13 protein-coding genes are annotated in these 17,117 nt (G+C 42.7%); 7 read left to right on the forward strand and 6 right to left on the reverse strand.

The window, feature by feature from the left end; genetic code table 11:
• Positions 1 to 129: 129 nt before the first annotated feature.
• The 3 genes from U0035_RS04135 to U0035_RS04145 all read left to right on the forward strand — a co-directional run bounded on the left by U0035_RS04135 (position 130) and on the right by U0035_RS04145 (position 4,465).
• On the forward strand, positions 130 to 969 hold the full coding sequence (locus U0035_RS04135; RefSeq protein WP_114793312.1) for an alpha/beta hydrolase: 840 nt from the start codon (positions 130 to 132) through the stop codon (positions 967 to 969).
• A 195-nt stretch (positions 970 to 1,164) separates the two neighbouring features.
• Positions 1,165 to 3,756 (forward strand): type I DNA topoisomerase, encoded by a 2,592-nt coding sequence (topA, locus tag U0035_RS04140; protein ID WP_114793311.1) that lies wholly within the window; start codon positions 1,165 to 1,167, stop codon positions 3,754 to 3,756.
• Positions 3,757 to 3,865: 109 nt separating this feature from the next.
• Positions 3,866 to 4,465, forward strand: a complete 600-nt coding sequence (locus tag U0035_RS04145) for a DinB family protein (RefSeq protein WP_114793310.1) — start codon at positions 3,866 to 3,868, stop codon at positions 4,463 to 4,465.
• A gap of 68 nt (positions 4,466 to 4,533) precedes the next feature.
• Here U0035_RS04145 and U0035_RS04150 read toward each other — a convergent pair whose 3' ends face one another.
• Positions 4,534 to 5,856 carry a fasciclin domain-containing protein gene (locus U0035_RS04150; RefSeq protein ID WP_114793309.1) on the reverse strand — a complete coding sequence of 441 codons (1,323 nt, stop codon included), beginning with the start codon at positions 5,854 to 5,856 and terminating at the stop codon, positions 4,534 to 4,536.
• A 29-nt stretch (positions 5,857 to 5,885) separates the two neighbouring features.
• Positions 5,886 to 8,582, reverse strand: a complete 2,697-nt coding sequence (locus U0035_RS04155; RefSeq protein ID WP_114793308.1) for a TonB-dependent receptor — start codon at positions 8,580 to 8,582, stop codon at positions 5,886 to 5,888.
• Positions 8,583 to 8,826: 244 nt separating this feature from the next.
• On the opposite strand from U0035_RS04155, the gene U0035_RS04160 reads away from it, so the two are divergent.
• Positions 8,827 to 9,750 carry a phosphoribosylaminoimidazolesuccinocarboxamide synthase gene (locus U0035_RS04160; protein WP_114793307.1) on the forward strand — a complete coding sequence of 308 codons (924 nt, stop codon included), beginning with the start codon at positions 8,827 to 8,829 and terminating at the stop codon, positions 9,748 to 9,750.
• Positions 9,751 to 9,804: 54 nt separating this feature from the next.
• On the opposite strand, the gene U0035_RS04165 is transcribed toward U0035_RS04160, so the two are convergent.
• A complete protein-coding gene (locus tag U0035_RS04165) occupies positions 9,805 to 10,251 on the reverse strand; it encodes a hypothetical protein (RefSeq protein ID WP_114793306.1) in 447 nt (148 codons plus the stop codon).
• A 149-nt stretch (positions 10,252 to 10,400) separates the two neighbouring features.
• On the opposite strand from U0035_RS04165, the gene U0035_RS04170 reads away from it, so the two are divergent.
• Entirely contained in the window at positions 10,401 to 11,501 is a 1,101-nt protein-coding gene (locus U0035_RS04170; protein WP_114793305.1) for a lactonase family protein, read from the forward strand.
• A 208-nt stretch (positions 11,502 to 11,709) separates the two neighbouring features.
• Complete coding sequence (gene queG, locus U0035_RS04175; protein ID WP_114793304.1) at positions 11,710 to 12,642, forward strand: tRNA epoxyqueuosine(34) reductase QueG; 933 nt, start codon at positions 11,710 to 11,712, stop codon at positions 12,640 to 12,642.
• Between the two features lie 249 nt (positions 12,643 to 12,891).
• Here the strand turns inward: queG and U0035_RS04180 are convergent, their stop codons facing one another.
• From U0035_RS04180 to sppA, 3 genes are all read right to left on the reverse strand, one after another.
• Positions 12,892 to 13,380 (reverse strand): hypothetical protein, encoded by a 489-nt coding sequence (locus U0035_RS04180; protein WP_114793303.1) that lies wholly within the window; start codon positions 13,378 to 13,380, stop codon positions 12,892 to 12,894.
• Positions 13,381 to 13,505: 125 nt separating this feature from the next.
• A complete protein-coding gene (locus U0035_RS04185) occupies positions 13,506 to 14,603 on the reverse strand; it encodes an ABC transporter permease (RefSeq protein WP_114793302.1) in 1,098 nt (365 codons plus the stop codon).
• A gap of 46 nt (positions 14,604 to 14,649) precedes the next feature.
• The gene (gene sppA / locus U0035_RS04190; RefSeq protein ID WP_114793301.1) at positions 14,650 to 16,404 is read right to left on the reverse strand and encodes a signal peptide peptidase SppA; all 1,755 of its coding nucleotides are present in this window, start codon (positions 16,402 to 16,404) and stop codon (positions 14,650 to 14,652) included.
• A gap of 177 nt (positions 16,405 to 16,581) precedes the next feature.
• Here sppA and folK point away from each other — a divergent pair, with 177 nt between their 5' ends.
• Positions 16,582 to 17,094 (forward strand): 2-amino-4-hydroxy-6-hydroxymethyldihydropteridine diphosphokinase, encoded by a 513-nt coding sequence (gene folK, locus U0035_RS04195; RefSeq protein ID WP_245957856.1) that lies wholly within the window; start codon positions 16,582 to 16,584, stop codon positions 17,092 to 17,094.
• Positions 17,095 to 17,117: the final 23 nt, after the last annotated feature.

A 17,117-nucleotide genomic window follows, 5' to 3' on the forward strand; every position in this document is an offset into this window, starting at 1 on the left:
GTGATTTACAACAACTCTTATACTAATAATCATGACCGGAAGAACAACAACAGGCTTTTATTTGACCCGTATCAATTTTAAATCGTCAATTCACCAGCGAGATACTCTAACTATTAACTTCGTAGCGGCATGAATGTACAAGGAATTATCATTAAGATCTTCCGCGCAAGATTACAGTTATTGGCTGCTGTTTCTAAGAAAAGAGCAGGTAACGAGGCTTTTCGCATTTTTTGTACGCCTTATTTCCGGATGGCTTATAAAGGAAACCAGTTCGAAAATGCCGAACGATTGTCTTTCAAATCCGGTACTATTAATACAGTAGGTTATCGCTGGAATAAAGGCGGAGATAAAAAACTGCTTATTGTACATGGTTTCCGATCTGCCGCAGCTAATTTCCTTCATTTTGTAGACCCGTTGATTGAAAAGGGGTATGAAATTGTAGCTTTTGACGCTCCTGCGCATGGATTAAGTGAGGGTAAAAGCCTTAATGCTATAGAGTATAAAGACTTTATTGCCTCATTACACCAGCAATTTGGTCCTTTCGATGCCTTTCTTTGTCATTCATTCGGCGGACTGGCAGTAAGTATGAACCTGGCGGAACTGCCGGAAAACTCCAATATTAAAACCGTACTCATCGCCCCCGCTGCTAACTCCAGGCAGTTAATTGAATTCTTTTTTAAAGAAATGCATATTAAGGATAAATTGGTAAAGGAACACTTTTATGCAAATATTCAGCGGCTTAGTGGTAAAAACATTGAATGGTTTTCAATCGCCAGGTGCGCCGGTAGCATTCAAGGACCTGTTCTTTGGATTCACGATAAAGATGATGCTGTTACTCCTGTTCAGGACGCTTTTGACATTCAGCAAACCCAACCAACGAACTTCCATTTCCTCTTCACTTCTAACCTTGGTCATCGCCGCATTTACCGGGACAAAGAGGTGGTTGTAGCCCTTATTAATTTTCTGTAAAAAAAGGGCGAAAACCTGCATATATTTATAAATAAGTGTGCATTTATAAAAAATGTACTAATCTTGTTCCCAAAAATCCGGCTGAAATACGTTTATTTTACCCGGATGCAGCACTTGCCGGTTCAAGGCTGAGGGGGAAAATGATCGACATGGGATCGGCTGTGTCCAAAAACTATAATTAAGAGAATTTAATAAATGGCTAAGAATTTACTGATAGTGGAGAGCCCTGCAAAGGCCAAAACAATTGAAAAGTTCCTGGGTAAAGATTTTCAGGTAAAAAGTTGCTTTGGGCATATACGCGATCTGGAGAAAGCAGGTATGGGGATAGATATAGAACACCAATTTAAGCCCCGTTACGTAGTTAGCGATGGTAAAGAAAAAGTAGTAAGGGAGTTGAAATCGCTGGCAGGTAAAAGTGAAGAAGTGTGGTTAGCAACGGATGAGGACCGTGAAGGAGAAGCCATTAGCTGGCACTTATGCGAAGTATTGGGCCTTAATCCTGATACCACCAAAAGGATTGTTTTTCACGAGATCACTAAACCAGCCATCAGGGCTGCGGTTGAAACACCGCGTAAGCTGGATATGAACCTGGTAAACGCGCAGCAGGCCCGCCGGGTACTGGACCGCATCGTGGGGTTCGAACTCAGTCCGGTATTGTGGCGTAAAATAAGCGTAAAAAATAATTTAAGTGCGGGACGTGTACAAAGTGTTGCGGTTAGGTTGATTGCCGAAAGGGAAAGAGAGATCAACTCTTTTGAAACGCAGAGCAGCTTTAAACTGGAAGCTGTTTTCACGGCTACAGACGCCACAGGTAAACAAATTAATTTCAAGGCTGAAGGGAAACGGTATGCTGATAATCAGAGTGCCGAACAGTTTTTACAGTCCTGTATTGGCGCCGGTTATACAGTGAGCGATATACAGGTAAAACCCGGCAAACGCACACCTGCAGCACCTTTTACTACATCTACCCTTCAGCAGGAGGCCAGCCGGAAGCTTGGCTACAGTGTTAGTAAAACGATGCTGGTGGCCCAACAGTTATATGAGAACGGACATATCACTTACATGCGTACTGATAGTGTTAATTTAAGTGACACGGCATTAGGCGATATCACGAATACGGTGAAAGGAATGTATGGTGAAAATTATCACCAGTTTCGTCGCTATAAAAACAAGAACCAGAGTGCACAGGAAGCGCACGAAGCCATTCGCCCTACCTATATGAACAATACAACCGTTGAAAACCCCGAGTGGAAACGGCTGTACGAGCTCATATGGAAAAGAACCATGGCCAGCCAGATGGCTGATGCCCAGCTGGAGAAAACGACCGCATCTATCGATATTTCTACCAATAAGGAGCAATTGACTGCTTCAGGCGAAGTGATCAAATTTGAAGGGTTCCTGAAAGTTTACAGGGAGGACAGAGATGAGGAAGACATCAATGAAGATGAATCTGCGGAAGGCATGTTACCGCCTTTGCAGGTAAAACAAAACCTGCCATTGGTACAAATGACGGCCACAGAAAGATTCACACGTCCTTCTCCGAGATATACAGAAGCTTCGCTGGTAAAAAAACTGGAGGAGCTGGGTATTGGAAGACCTTCTACCTATGCGCCGACTATTTCTACTATTATCAAAAGAGAATATGTAGAAAAAAGAGATAAAGAAGGGACAGCGCGTAATTACCAGTTGCTCACGCTAAAAAATGAGCAGATAGCAAAAGCAACGCTGACCGAGAATACCGGTGCAGAAAAGGCCAAGCTGTTCCCCACTGACCTTGGGTTGGTGGTGACGGACTTTTTAAAGCAATACTTCGATGATATCATGGATTATGGGTTTACCGCCCGCATTGAGAATGAATTTGATGATGTAGCAGAAGGAAAACTACAGTGGAACAAAATGATCGATGATTTCTATAGTCCTTTCAAGGAGGACGTAGATAAAACCATCGAAACTGCAGAACGTATCAAAGGGGAAAGAGAACTTGGTGCTGATCCGCAAAGCGGCAAGCCTGTTATTGCCCGTATGGGACGATTTGGCCCTATGGTACAGATAGGAAGTGCAGAGGAAGAAGAAACACCCCGCTTCGCGTCATTGCAGAAAGGACAGAGCATTGAAACCATTACGCTGGATGAAGCGTTAGACCTCTTTAAGTTACCTGCTGTACTGGGTGAATATGAAGGAAAAGAAGTTTCGGTAAATATTGGCAGGTTTGGGCCTTATGTTAAACTCGGAGAAGATTTCATCTCTATTCCTAAAGGAGAAGATCCGTTTAGTGTAAACCTAGACAGGGCTATTAGCCTCATCAAAGAAAAACAACAGGCAGATGCGCCTATTGCAGAATTTGAAGGAAAGCCGGTAACAAAAGGAAAAGGGCGTTTTGGGCCATTTATTAAATGGAACGACATGTTTATTAATGTGCCCCGCCGTTACAATTTTGATCATCTTTCTGCACAGGACATTAAAGAGCTGATCGAAACCAAGGTAGAAAAGGAAGCCAACCGTTTTATACAACAATGGCCCGAAGAAAAAATTGCGTTGGAGAACGGCCGATGGGGACCTTTTATCCGCTTTGGTAAGAAAATGATCAAGCTGGGTAGAAAGGAAGATGGAGAAAAGTATACTGCAGAAGAGCTTACCGGTGTGCCGTTAGAAGACGTTAAAAAAATGATTCTCGCAGACGACCCCAAAGCTTTTGATAAACCGGTAAAACCTGCCCGTCCGGCAGGCGGGGCTGCTGCCAAGAAGAAGACAGCCGCTAAGAAAAAGGCTGCTCCTAAAAAGAAATAAGGAATTACAGTAAATCAATCGTAATCCTGTCAATTGCGCCGCGTTGTTATGTATCTTTACAAGGTATAACAACGCGTTTTGTATTATTCCCAACATTAAACCATCACAAATGAAACAGTTATTTTTCATCGCTGCACTCGTAACGCTTTTCAGTTTTACCATTGCAGACCCTATATCCGATAAAGACCGAAAGGATTTGCTTTCATACCGAAAATCGGCAGCAACTTCTTTACTTTCTGCCGTTAAAGATCTTAGCGAAGCTCAACGCAACTGGAAAGCCAACGATTCGAGCTGGAGCATTGCCAATTGTATCGAACATATTACACTTACCGAAAAATCAATCTTCGACTGGGCTATGGCTACGTTAAAAGAGCCAGCTGATGCATCAAAAAGCGCTGAAATAAAAAATACGGACGAGCAGATTAAAGCGATGATTGAAAGCCGTGATCACAAAGCTAAAGCTCCCGAGCCTCTGAAGCCAATCGGCAAACTGGGCAACACGGAAAAGGCCTTAAAAACATTTGAAAAGCAAAGTTCAGGTCTAAGCGAATACATACAAAATACCAGTGATGATCTACGCCATCATTACGCGCAAACCCCGGTTGGCACTGTAGACGCGTATCAGCTGCTGTTGTTTTTAACGGCGCATACCAAAAGACACACGGCCCAGATCCTGGCTATAAAAGCTGATCCGGCTTTTCCGAAATAATTAAATCAGTTACGCAAAAAGAGATGCCATCCGGGATTTCCGGATGGCATCTCCTATATAGAACCTTGCTATAATTGCTGAGCTAACAATACCTGGTCGATGCGCTGAATGACACCATTGATATGATTAATATCGTTTGTAGCGCCTGGCAACGGACTCAGAACAACCTTGGAAGCAGTGGCATTGCCTACGCCTTTTACAGTAGCTTCAGTAACCCCCGCCGGACCTAAAACTCCTTTAAATATAAGACCAGGATGCGTTTCAAGCGCTGCATTGACCAATGTTGGCTGACTGGCGCCTGCAACAGGAAAGTTAAACGTAAAATTTCGGTACCCGATTGTAGGAGTCTCGGCAGTGGTAGCAGTTTTAGGCTTTCCAGGCTTTCCTACAATATGATAGGCCACCACTCCCTGTAATAACTGTGGCGTAATTTCTGCTGCCAATAGCGCTCCGTATGTTTCGATTGAGGCAGGATTCGAAATTATTGTAACGCCATAGGTAGTAACCAGCCCCTGTGCAAATAGTGATGCAATAGCTGGCTGTGTGCCTTGATCAATAAGCGCCTGTGCGATTAATTTAACAAGTATTTCTTCGAAAGCCGCATTCGTAGGAGCCAGAACCGTAAAATTAGCATTAGGTATAGCCAGAATACTTTGAAATTGTCTGGCAGGCTCAACACCCATATCAGCCCTTAAAATCGCAGCCCTGAAATAAGTATAACTACCTCCGCTATTCATTGCTATCGTTTGCCAAAGCACCTGCGTTGGTGGTAATAGTGCTGCATACATTTTATGCATAATACCATTTGCGGTAGCGATATCTGGAGTAACTACGGGTATATTATTTACAAATGCCGCTGTTCCCTGTTTACCCATAAAAATGGGCATCCTGTAACCCGGGGGCAGGTCGGCGGAAGGCGGCGCCAGAACGAGAGCACTTTGGAGGTACATATTAAAAGCCGGTGTTAACGGTGCAATTCTACTGGACGTAAGCGCTTCGCCTCCTACCATATGATATTTCAGCATCGTATCCAGCTGTCCTGCTCTGAAAAAACTTAATGAAGACGGGTCTGCAGGTAATCCTAATGCCTGGAAAGATCGCAAAAGCGCAGGGTTATCCGGTGCAAAAAAAGTTACTGTTCCCTTTGGATTACCGAGGATATCAGAAAGCTTCCCGGTTGTACTATTGAAGGTACTGGCCTTTTCTACTGCCGCTTTCAAAATAGAGTATTCGGAAGCATTCAATTTCTGCAGTATCGTTTCGCCATCCGTTGGTGGTGTTGGTTCCAATGGTACCGCCTGGGGCAATTCTTTATTGCAAGCCTGTACCAATAATAGTCCCAGTAGCATTTGCAGGCCTCTTCTGTTCAGGAATTTATTAACAACGATCATGATGATTATTTTTAGAGTAAGTGCTGATTTCACAGCAAATTAAAGGTATATGCTACATAGTACAATCCGCCAATACTCGGATTACCAATGGCATTGGTGTAATATTGGTTAAACAAATTATTTGCACCCAGTTTTAATTGGGATTTGATAGATGGCAGCCTGTAAAGCAATGCAAAATCAACCGTATGGATGGGATTTAATGTACCAGAAGCAAAATCGCCTTCGAAATCAACTTTATCTTGCCATCTCCAGTTAATGTTAAAGCCCATCAGGTTTTTAGGACCAAAGCCAGAATTGCTTAAACCCAGTACCGTTCTGTATTTGGGCGCATTAAAAGAGGAGCGGAAATTATTGGGCACATCCCGAATTTCGTCGGAAGATACGCTTCCGTTCACTGAAAAGTTAGCAGGCAGCCTCCAATCCAGGCCAATAGCCCAACCAAAAGTTTTCACTTTAACGTCGGAATTTACTACTACAGATATTCCTCTGTAAGAGGTTGGATTAGCAGGATCATTAAACTGTACTACGTCGCGCCTGCCAATAAAGTTCTCATATTCCCCGGTATAAACATAAGCATCCACGAAAAGTTTTTTTGCGATCAACGCCTTATATCCCAGTTCATAGCTTACTACGCTTTCGGGTTTTACTTCTTTGTAAGTAACGGGTATACGATTGGCGGGGTTAGCGATAAATTCCGGAGCAGATAAACCAGGGTTATTAATAAGGTCATAAGCTTCCCATATTACTTTATTCCCCCCAATTAATGTTCCGCTCCCTACCGTTAGGTCGATCCACTGTTGCTGGGTACTGGGAAAACGATAAGCGGTCTGGTAAGACAGGCGGATATTATGATCTTCAGCAGCTTTAATAACCGCTGTAACCCTGGGGGTAAATTTTCCTTTGAAATATTCATTTTTATCGTATCGGCCCGAAGCGGTCAATTTCAACCGGTTCCTGATAATTTCCCTTCCTACCTGAACATAAGCTCCCACCTCATTTATTTTTATAGGTCCATTTACTTCATGAAAAAGCGTGTTTTCACTGTTCAATACAAACTGCCTCCAGTTTCCTCCGGCTAATAATTCTACCGCATTATTGATCAAAGGTGAGAGATTGTATTGACCTTCTGCTACGTATAAATCAGATTTATCCAGAAATAGGCCCCCATTTTGATAAATGGGTTTTAAACGTACTTCATCCCACAATTTATTAAACTCTGCTGAACCTGCCTGCGGACGGCCTACATCGGCAACTACCCTGGCATTGTTATGCGCTTCCATGTCGCCCATACCCGCCATCTTTGCATTCAGGTAAGCAAAACCATATTGCTGAAACCATTGTGCGCTGGGCTTCCACAATTCATTGAATTGGCGGGCTGTAGCTGTTAAATTGTGTGACTCACCTGCATTTTCCTGCGTGGTGTAAGCCCGCAAAAACCAGTCGTCTGATTTAAATTCCAGTTTGTACTGGCCGATCCTCAGATCTTTTAAAGAGTAACGATCACTTCCTGTATAAATAGTATTACCTGTACCAAACTGCCCCATCAACGAAGCTTCCACTTTGGGTGTAATTTTATAATGCAAGGCGGCTCCTACTTTAAAATTTACCGTGTTAGGATCGGCTAATTCGTCTTCTGTATACCCCGTTCTTGAAACGGGTATATTTTCTGGCATCTGGTTTATGTAAGACTGCCAGAAGGGGACCTGGGCCCCAATAGCATTTAGTACAAGGGAACGCAGGTTAATAGTTGTTTCGTCACCATATACGTTGATACCATCATAGTTAGGATCGGTTTCGCGGGTTCCGTCTTTTATGACACCATTGGTACCCACTCTTCCATAATTACGGTAGTCGCGGGCTAACCAGTCTCTTGCATGTATATATTCTGATGTGATCTTATAGGCAAACTTATCGGATACCTTCTGTGCCCATCGCGCAGCAAAATTATAGTAAGGTGAAGTACCCCTGTAATCATTACCCACGTTCATTACCCCGCTTTTAGCCTGAAAAGAAAGGCCTGTATAGTTAAATGGATTTTTACTATTGATCAGCAAGGTGCCGTTCATACCGCCCGAGCCGTACAGCGCAGAAGACGCACCCGGCAGTAATTCCATACTTTCAACATCTAATTCAGACAAACCCACCACGCTTCCTACAGCAAAATTCAACGCTGGAGCCTGGTTGTCGATACCATCCACCTGTTGATTGAACCGGGTATTACCACTACCTGCAAACCCACGTGTGGTAGGTGAAGTAAAGGTTAGTGATGCGTTCACTATATCCACGCCTTTCAGTTTACCTATTATATCATAGTAGCTGGCCGCCGGTGTATTTTTAATAGCTGCAGCACTTACCCGTTCTACTGTAACAGGCGATTCCAGCAAACGCTCGCTAAACCGGGATGCCGACACTACAATCTCCTGTCCCAACATTGGTTTCAGAGATACTATCAGGAACGAACTACCCGTTACCGATATATCTTGTGTTTCAAAATTTACCGAACTGATCGTTAAGGTAACCGGTAAAGAAGAAACAGTAATCTGGAATTCTCCCTGTTCATTGGCAACCGCCCCCTGTGTGCTGCCTTTTAGTATAATGGAGGCGGCAGAAATGCCCTCACCATTCTCAAGGTTTTTTACTACTCCCTTAATAGTTTGAGCAAAGGAAATGGTTGCAACAAGACATAGGAAGCCGGTTATGGCAGGCAATCGTAATGCAATTCTCATAAAATACTGATTTGTTTGGACAATTGTTCTGTTAAAGTAACACTTGTTAGTTTAATTTCAAAAAAATTATATGGACGGATACCGGGATGGGGATTCTGGTTTCGTGACGCGGGTGGTGGATGCTTGGATACTACGGGATGCCGGATACTGGTTAAATGGTTAACTTGTTAACTAATGGCTGTATGCCCGATAGTGTGGACATGATGTTTGATATTTGTTATAGGGTTTCTGTTATTTTTGCGCAATGTCTGAATTAAACTTTCCCCAACAAACTAATTTCTACCGCGGTAAGGTTAGAGATGTATATACCATAGATAACCGCTTGCTGGTGATGATCGCCTCTGATCGTATTTCGGCATTTGATGTCATATTACCCGAACCTATTCCCTTTAAAGGACAGGTATTAAACCAGATCGCTGCATACATGCTGAATGCAACCAAAGACATTTGCAAGAACTGGCTGCTGGAAACGCCTACGGTGAATAGCTCTGTGGGACAAAAATGCGATCCATTTAAGATTGAGATGGTAGTGCGCGGCCATTTAACAGGACACGCCTGGAGAACTTACAACAGTGGTAAAAGGATCTTGTGTGGCGTTGCCCTGCCGGAGGGACTGAAAGAAAATGACGCCTTTCCAACCCCTATCATCACACCAAGTACCAAGGCCAGTGAAGGACATGATGAAGACATCAGTAAGGAAGAAATTATCGCGCAGGGACTGGCAACTGCCGGTGAATGGCAGCAACTGGAAGAGCTGGCATTGTCTTTATTTAAACGCGGCCAGGAGCTGGCATTAAAACAGGGATTGATACTGGTGGACACCAAATATGAGTTTGGCAAACTGCAGGATGAAATTGTATTGATGGATGAGATACATACACCTGACAGCTCCCGCTATTTTTATGCAAATGGCTTTGAAGAACGCCAGCAGGCAGGAGAAAAACAAAAACAGTTAAGCAAGGAATTTGTAAGAGAGTGGCTGATTGAAAATAATTTTATGGGTAAGGAAGGACAACAGGTTCCGGAGATGAAAGAAGACTGGATCAATACCATTTCCAAACGCTATATAGAGCTATACGAAAAAGTAATTGGCGAAGCATTTCAACCTCAGAAAGTAAGCCAGGAAGAGCAGCTAGAAAAAATATCAAATGCATTGAGTAAATACTAACGAACAAGGGCCGCAAAATTTGCGGCCCTGTTTTATAGAGAACGGATAAACTACTTATTTGATCACGGGCGAACGTCTTTGCATCTGGATAGCATTTTTCTTAAAGGAAGCAACATAACCCTCGCTATCTTCTTTACGTATTACAGAGTTAATAGCATCATTCCGATATCTGAAAAACTCATCAACTTCCAGCCTGATGTTTCTGCCAAATGTCTTATTGTATACAGAACGGCTTCCTCCGGCTTCAAAATCGCCGATAAGAACGTCATTAACTTCCGGCCATAACCCCGCATCGCTATCCACACTATACACTACTGCATATTGCCCATCGTAATCCATCTTAACCACCGAGTAAGGAGAGTTCACCTCCGAAATATAGGTTACTATTCCTGACTCATCATTGTTACGGGGATTATCATCATAATAATCTCTTTTTGTACAACTTGCCAATAACACGATTCCGGCAAAAAGCACCAGCGATATAGAAATAAATCTTTTCATTTTTATAAGTTTAGTAGTTTTAATTAATATTGTTTGCTTCTTTGTTATATAGAGTATTAAAAAAGTCCCGGGGTTTGTCGTGCATTGTTAAAAAACTTATAATAAATATTCATGCCAACAGCCCCAATTTGTAAACTTGATTCGGTTATATGAAAAAAGTAATTCTATCCATCATTTGTACCAGCTTTATGCTTTCAGCCCATAATTTATTAGCGCAGCGCCTGATTATCGGAACCTATACAAATAATAATGCAAGCAAAGGCATCTATGTATTTGATTTTAATGCAGCTACAGGAGAAGGCGAAGAAATAAATGCTGCTCAAGCGGGCAACCCTTCCTACCAGGCCGTAGATAAAAAGGGCAATTTCATATACAGTGTTAATGAAAGCAATGAAGGCAAGATATCTGCTTATAAATATGATAGGTCTGCCGGGTCTCTATCGCTGGTCAATCAGCAGTCCAATAATGGCAGCGCTCCCTGTTATGTAAGCATTGACAAAACAGGCAAATGGTTGTTTGCAGGTAACTACAGCAGCGGTAATTTAACGGTGCATCCTATAAAACCAGACGGAAGCATTGGTCCCATTCAGCAGGTGGTACAACACAATGGAAGCGGCCCAAACAAAGGCCGCCAGCAATCACCACATGTGCATTGCACCTACCTGTCGCCTGACAACCGTTTTTTATATGTACCCGACCTGGGTATTGATAAAGTAATGATCTATCCTTTTAATGCGCAAACGGGTAGGTTAGATACAGCGCAAAGCAGTGCGATTGCCATTGCGGCAGGGGGTGGTCCCCGGCATATTGTATTTACTACAAACGGGAAATTCGGCTATATCATTGAAGAGTTGTCGGGCGCTATTACCGTTGTTACACGCAAGGGCAACCAGCACTCTATTCTTCAACAAATTAACAACCTGCCTGCCCAATTTAATGGCGCCAGTGCTGATATTCATTTATCACCCGATGAGCGCTTTCTATATACATCGCACCGCGGAAACAGCACGATACAAATACATAAAATAGATACCAAAACAGGGCGTCTCAGTTTTATAGCCGAGCAATCTACCAACGGCAATTTCCCGCGTAATTTCACCATTCACCCTTCAGGCAAATGGCTGTTGGCCGCCAATCAAAAATCAAACGATATCACGATCTTTAAAAGAAATGTTCAAACGGGTTTGCTTACTGATACTCAACAGAGTATTTTAGTACCGGCGCCGGTTTGCCTGCAGTGGATTAATTAAGGTGCATTCCAATTTGTCGCATTCATTTTTTACCGAAGAGTGCATGAGTTTATTGAGTTTACGCGGAGAAATCTCTGCGTAAGCTCTTGCGTCTCCCTTCTCCGTAGTTAAATTTATTTATACTTTTTTGCTTAGTTGCAACAAATTGGAATGCGCCCATCGATTAAATCGCAGAGATCTACATTTATGGAGTTCGTAACTTTGTAGCTTGTCACAACAATCGGCTCATACATCGTTCGTTAAACAAACCGCTGCGCAACTGGGGTTTGATTATTGTGGTATTGCTAAAGCAATGCCTTTGGATGAGGATGCCCGCAAGCTGGAAGCCTGGCTGAGTAAGGGTATGCATGGTCAGATGAAATACATGGAGAATCATTTTGAGCTGCGGGTAGATCCGACCAAACTGGTGCCGGGCGCCCGCTCTGTCATTACCCTTTTATTCAACTATTTTCCCGACCAGCAACAAAACGGCAATGCGCCTAAAATAGCGAAATATGCTTACGGCAATGATTACCACGAAGTGATCAGGGCTAAACTTAATGAGTTCCTTTTTATCATTCGTGAGAAGACCGGCGACATACAGGGCCGTGGATTCGTTGATTCGGCCCCCGTACTGGAGCGTAGCTGGGCCAGGAGGAGCGGCATTGGATGGATAGGAAAAAACGGCAACCTGATCACCAAACAAAATGGCTCTTTCTTTTTTATAGCTACGCTGATCACCGACCTGGAGCTGGATTACGATGATCCCTTTGCCAAAGACTTTTGCGGCTCCTGCACCCGCTGTATTGAAGCCTGTCCTACAGATGCGATCCTTCCCAATAAAGTAGTGGATGGCAGCCGCTGTATTTCTTATTTTACCATTGAACTAAAAGAAATGCTGCTACCGCAGGAAATGAGCAAGCAATTTGACAACTGGATGTTCGGTTGCGATACCTGCCAGGACGTTTGTCCCTGGAACCGGTTTAGCAAGCCACATTCAGAGTCTGCCTTTACACCCATACCTGAGATACTAAATTTATCAAATAGCGAGTGGCAGGCAATGACTGAAGAAAGCTTTCGTAAAATATTTAAACATTCTCCTTTAAAAAGAAGCAAGTTTAAAGGTATCCAGAGAAACCTGAATTTTATAAAGCAGGAATAACAAAGCGTGGCTGAGGTCACACAGAGCGCGCAAAAAACTGAACTTTCGCATAATTGCCGGATGCTAATCTTTACAGGGCTTTTATTTCACACAGAGCCCGTAGAGAAAAAGAGGTACAGAGAGATGAACTAAATACTGTATTTTATCTCTAATCGCTGGTCTCTGTTCTTTACATAGTTTTTATTTCACGCAGAGAGCGCAGAGAAATATTGAACTGTAAATCTTAAACGTTCTCCTGCACACCCCTAATCATTTCTTCAGATCACGCAACCCGCGGGTAATCAGGTCTCCATAACTTTTATCCAGCATTAAACTTGAAAATTTTTCCCAGGGATACCATTTCAGTTGAAAATCCATATATCCCTGCAGGGCCAGCGAGTCGTTGCGTTCATCCTTATTGATCTGCCAGCCACTGATGATGGGACTCGAACCTTTTTGCATGGAGACTACCACGCTACTATCGGTAGATTCATTAACGACCAGGCTGATGCCATTTGCGGTAGCCTTCACCACTCTCCCGTTCTTTACCAACTCATCGCTTAAAACCACATTTTCGAAACCAGGATACCATTTTTTCCATTGAGCGAGATCACGCACCTGGTTTAACACGCTATCGCGGTCATTGGCGAGACTGGTCATTCTAAAAACCCGTATACGGGATGGAATAAAAAACGCCACTATACAAGCCATTGCAAAAAAAACAACAGCGCTGATTATTATCAATTTAATATATCGCATAATTCTAAAAACAATTCAATACATCCAGTATCCATATACGGAATACGATCTACGCCCTTGCATCCAGCATCAGGCATCCCACATTCAGCATCCAATAGCCAGTATCGAGTAACCCGCACCGGTCCCTATTCCCATTTCATCACTTTCATCACGATCAGGTAGACAATGACGATCCAGATACCGAGTATCCCTATTTCTTTCCAGCAGTCGAATAAGTGTAATCCCTCAAAAGATATTTTACGCATGGCATTGTTGAACTGCGTCAGTGGCAAAGCCTGGCAAAGGTTTTGGAGCCATGGAGGAAAAACATTGATAGAAAAGAAAGTCCCGGATAATAATATTTGCGGGAACCCAAAAAGGTTGATTAGTAACGGTATGCTCGTATCGGTTTTTGCCAGGCTGGCAAAGATCAAACCCACACCCATAAGCAAAAATAACATATACACAGTGAGCAGAATCATTTCAAAGAACGTGAGCGCTCCGTTGATCAATGTAAACTTCAAAAAGAAATGACCAAAAAGAATTAACACAATAACGTTGATCAGCTGGAAAACAAGGCGACTGGCGCCAATACCAATCAGGATGTTGATCTTTCTGACGGGCGATGCATAAAACCTTTTCAACACCAATTGTTCCCGCAGGTTAAAGAAAACAAAGGCGATCCCAAACATAGTGGCGAATAAAATAGAAAAACCTAACTGTCCGGGTAATACAAAATCAATTTGCCTGTACTTTTTACCGGGAACGATTTGCGGGATAAACGCATATTCCCGCTGTAATTTATGTGCGTCATCCAACTCTATTTTCAAGGCCTGGTAATCGAGTGTACGCATCAAATTATATACTGCTCCACCACTGGCTTCGCTCGACAATAACTTAACCTTATAGTATTTGGAAGAGTCCATATTATAGGGCGCTATATTCAGCACTGCAGCAATATTGCCTTTGATTAAATCTTCATGTTGCTTTGCGGTATCGGCATAGGGAACGATTTTAATCCTGGGATTCAGCCTGAGGCTGTCAAATAAAACGCTTGCAGTATCGCTATAGGGGCTTATTGCTACTTTATACGCTTCCGGCGGGCGCTCACTCAATGCACCAAAGATGAGGATAAAAATGATGGGGAAAAGGAAACTGAAAAACAAAGAAGAAGGCTGACTAAAAATGGCTTTAAAACTCGCTTTGGTAATCGCCCACAATGCTCTTGACTGACTATAAGACATTTAATGATTCTAAATTTGACAAAATTTTTAAGAGCCCACGATGAGACTAGTTGATAGTAAAATCAAAAGGTAATTTAGCCTGTGCGCCCTGAGTCATAGCTTTTACCTCTATCAATTGCCTGTATACATTATAGTATTCTAAACCTAATTCTTTTCTCATTCTCGTGCCGGCCATTTCCGTTTTATCCATACCCAGTATCCTTTCTATCATTCCCCCCTGTTTCGGAAATTCTTTAATTTCATAGCTATCCAGCTTTGCCTTTTTTGCAGCCGCTGCAATAGCAGTTTTTAATCCTCCATAAGCATCAATTAGCCCAACATCTTTTGCCTTCAAACCAGTCCAGACCCGCCCCTGGGCAATGGTTTCAACATAAGCGGTATCCTTTTTACGTCCCTGGGCGACACGGTGTTTAAAATCCGCATATATTTTTTCAATACTCGCCTGTACTAACTGCCTCTCCTGTTCAGTCATTGGATGATCTACGCTACCTGCATTTGCTAAAGGACCGGTTTTCACACCATCAAATGTAACACCCAGTTTATTTTTAAAGAAGGTACTCATATCCGGCACAATACCAAATACTCCGATAGAGCCGGTAATAGTATTTTTAGAAGCGAAAATACTGTCGGCCGGGGCCGCTATATAATAACCACCCGAAGCAGCTACATCTCCAAAACTCACCATCAATGGTTTTGCCTGTTTCGCTAATGACATTTCCCTCCATATATTTTCACTGGCCAATGCGCTACCACCCCCGGAGTTAATTCTAACCACAATTGCTTTAATAGATTTATCTAACCTTGCTTTACGCAACAGGTCAATATAATCGGCACTACCAATATTATCTTCGCCGCCCTTACCATCAATAATATTACCGGTAGCATATATAACTGCAATATTGTCCCCTTTACCTCCCAGGTCGCTATTGGAAGACGCATACTTTTCAACACTTAAAAAGTTGATCTTCTTATCTGCATCAATTTTTAAACGTTTTTTGATCTCATCCTTTATTTCATCGTCGTATTTTACACCGTCAATCAACTTATGAGCAGCAGCATCTTCAGGCGTTTTAATCGTTCCGGCATCAGCCAGCTGATGTAGTGTGGCAGTGTCCGTTTTACGGGCTTCCGCTGTTTTTACCAGGAAATCATTGTAAATATCATTGAGCCAAACCGTTGTCTGCAGCCTGTTTTCGTCTGTCATTTTTTCGGCCCTCAAAGGTTCGGTAGCGCTCTTGAATTTACCAGCATAAAATATCTGTGGTTTAATCTCCAGCTTTTCGAGCGTGCCTTTCAAAAACATATAATTGACACTAAACCCCATCCATTCAAAAAAACCTTTTGGGGTTACATATATCTTATCAGCTACATTGGCGATGCTGTAAGCATTCTGAGACATTACATCTGCATGCGCTATGATAAATTTTTTAGACGATTTAAAATCGATCAGTGCATTCCTGATCTCATCGCTGTTACCAAAGCCGTTGGCGTTACCATTTGCTTTTAAAAGAATACCTTCTATATTGTTATCCTCCTTTGCTTTTTCAATCAAACGGATCAGGTCGTAAAAAGAAGGGGTTTCCTCCAGCGACCGGGCTTGCAGCACTGATTGAAAATCTGTCATAGGTCTTTCATCGAATTTCTTGCTTAAATCGATCTCCAATACCGATTTTTCGGCCACTACAGGAGCTGACCTGGACAAGGCGCTTCCGGCCAGGCCGGCAAAAAAGAAAAATATTACAAAACAAAATACTACCAGCGCTAAAAAAGAAGCCAGAAAGATCTTAAAAAAGGATTTCATAAGAAAAAAAATTGATACATGCCGGGCTTTGATGACTGGCCCTTTAATACCGTCAAAATTAAAGATATTTCGGATGCAAACTTTCCGTCAGCCATTGGATGCAGGGTTCCGTCTATATTTCTTTCCCTTTTAGTAAAGGCTTCTGTAAATTTACCGCCCTAAATAAATGTGTACAGCGTGTTTATCAATCAAAAAATAAAAGAGACTTTTTTAATTATAGGTACCAATTTAGGTGACCGGCCAGCTCATTTGCAACAGGCTATTGCCCAAATTGAAGAAAATGTTGGTAAGATCCTCCATCGCTCATCTGTTTATGAAACCGAACCCTGGGGTATAACCGATCAACCCAGTTTCTATAACCAGGTGTTGAAAGTTGCCACAACCCTTAACCCATTACAACTGCTTACCGCAACGCTGGCTATTGAAAAAGAGATGGGCAGGGTAAGGGCTGAGCGATATGGGGCACGGATCATAGATATCGATATCCTGTTTTTTGATGATTTAGTGATAAATACAGGCGAATTAACCATTCCTCATCCGCGAATTACTGAAAGGAATTTTGTGTTGGCGCCGCTGGCTGAAATAGCACCCCACCTGGTTCACCCCGTGTTGCATCAAACTATTTCGGAAATCTGGAGTGCCGGCAATGATCAGTTGGGTGTAAAAAAAATAGCTTCCAACGAACGGTAGAATTATATTTGCCCGGCATGGTC

Source organism: Niabella yanshanensis, assembly GCF_034424215.1.
Lineage (GTDB): Bacteria > Bacteroidota > Bacteroidia > Chitinophagales > Chitinophagaceae > Niabella > Niabella yanshanensis.

Excerpts from the sequence above, each read along its gene's own strand:
- sppA (WP_114793301.1), bottom strand. The coding sequence starts at position 16,404 with ATGAAATCCTTTTTTAAGATCTTTCTGGCTTCTTTTTTAGCGCTGGTA.
- U0035_RS04180 (WP_114793303.1), bottom strand. The coding sequence starts at position 13,380 with ATGCGATATATTAAATTGATAATAATCAGCGCTGTTGTTTTTTTTGCA.
- U0035_RS04165 (WP_114793306.1), bottom strand. The coding sequence starts at position 10,251 with ATGAAAAGATTTATTTCTATATCGCTGGTGCTTTTTGCCGGAATCGTG.
- topA (WP_114793311.1), top strand. The coding sequence starts at position 1,165 with ATGGCTAAGAATTTACTGATAGTGGAGAGCCCTGCAAAGGCCAAAACA.
- U0035_RS04170 (WP_114793305.1), top strand. The coding sequence starts at position 10,401 with ATGAAAAAAGTAATTCTATCCATCATTTGTACCAGCTTTATGCTTTCA.
- U0035_RS04160 (WP_114793307.1), top strand. The coding sequence starts at position 8,827 with ATGTCTGAATTAAACTTTCCCCAACAAACTAATTTCTACCGCGGTAAG.
- U0035_RS04150 (WP_114793309.1), bottom strand. The coding sequence starts at position 5,856 with ATGATCGTTGTTAATAAATTCCTGAACAGAAGAGGCCTGCAAATGCTA.
- U0035_RS04185 (WP_114793302.1), bottom strand. The coding sequence starts at position 14,603 with ATGTCTTATAGTCAGTCAAGAGCATTGTGGGCGATTACCAAAGCGAGT.
- U0035_RS04145 (WP_114793310.1), top strand. The coding sequence starts at position 3,866 with ATGAAACAGTTATTTTTCATCGCTGCACTCGTAACGCTTTTCAGTTTT.
- U0035_RS04155 (WP_114793308.1), bottom strand. The coding sequence starts at position 8,582 with ATGAGAATTGCATTACGATTGCCTGCCATAACCGGCTTCCTATGTCTT.
- U0035_RS04135 (WP_114793312.1), top strand. The coding sequence starts at position 130 with ATGAATGTACAAGGAATTATCATTAAGATCTTCCGCGCAAGATTACAG.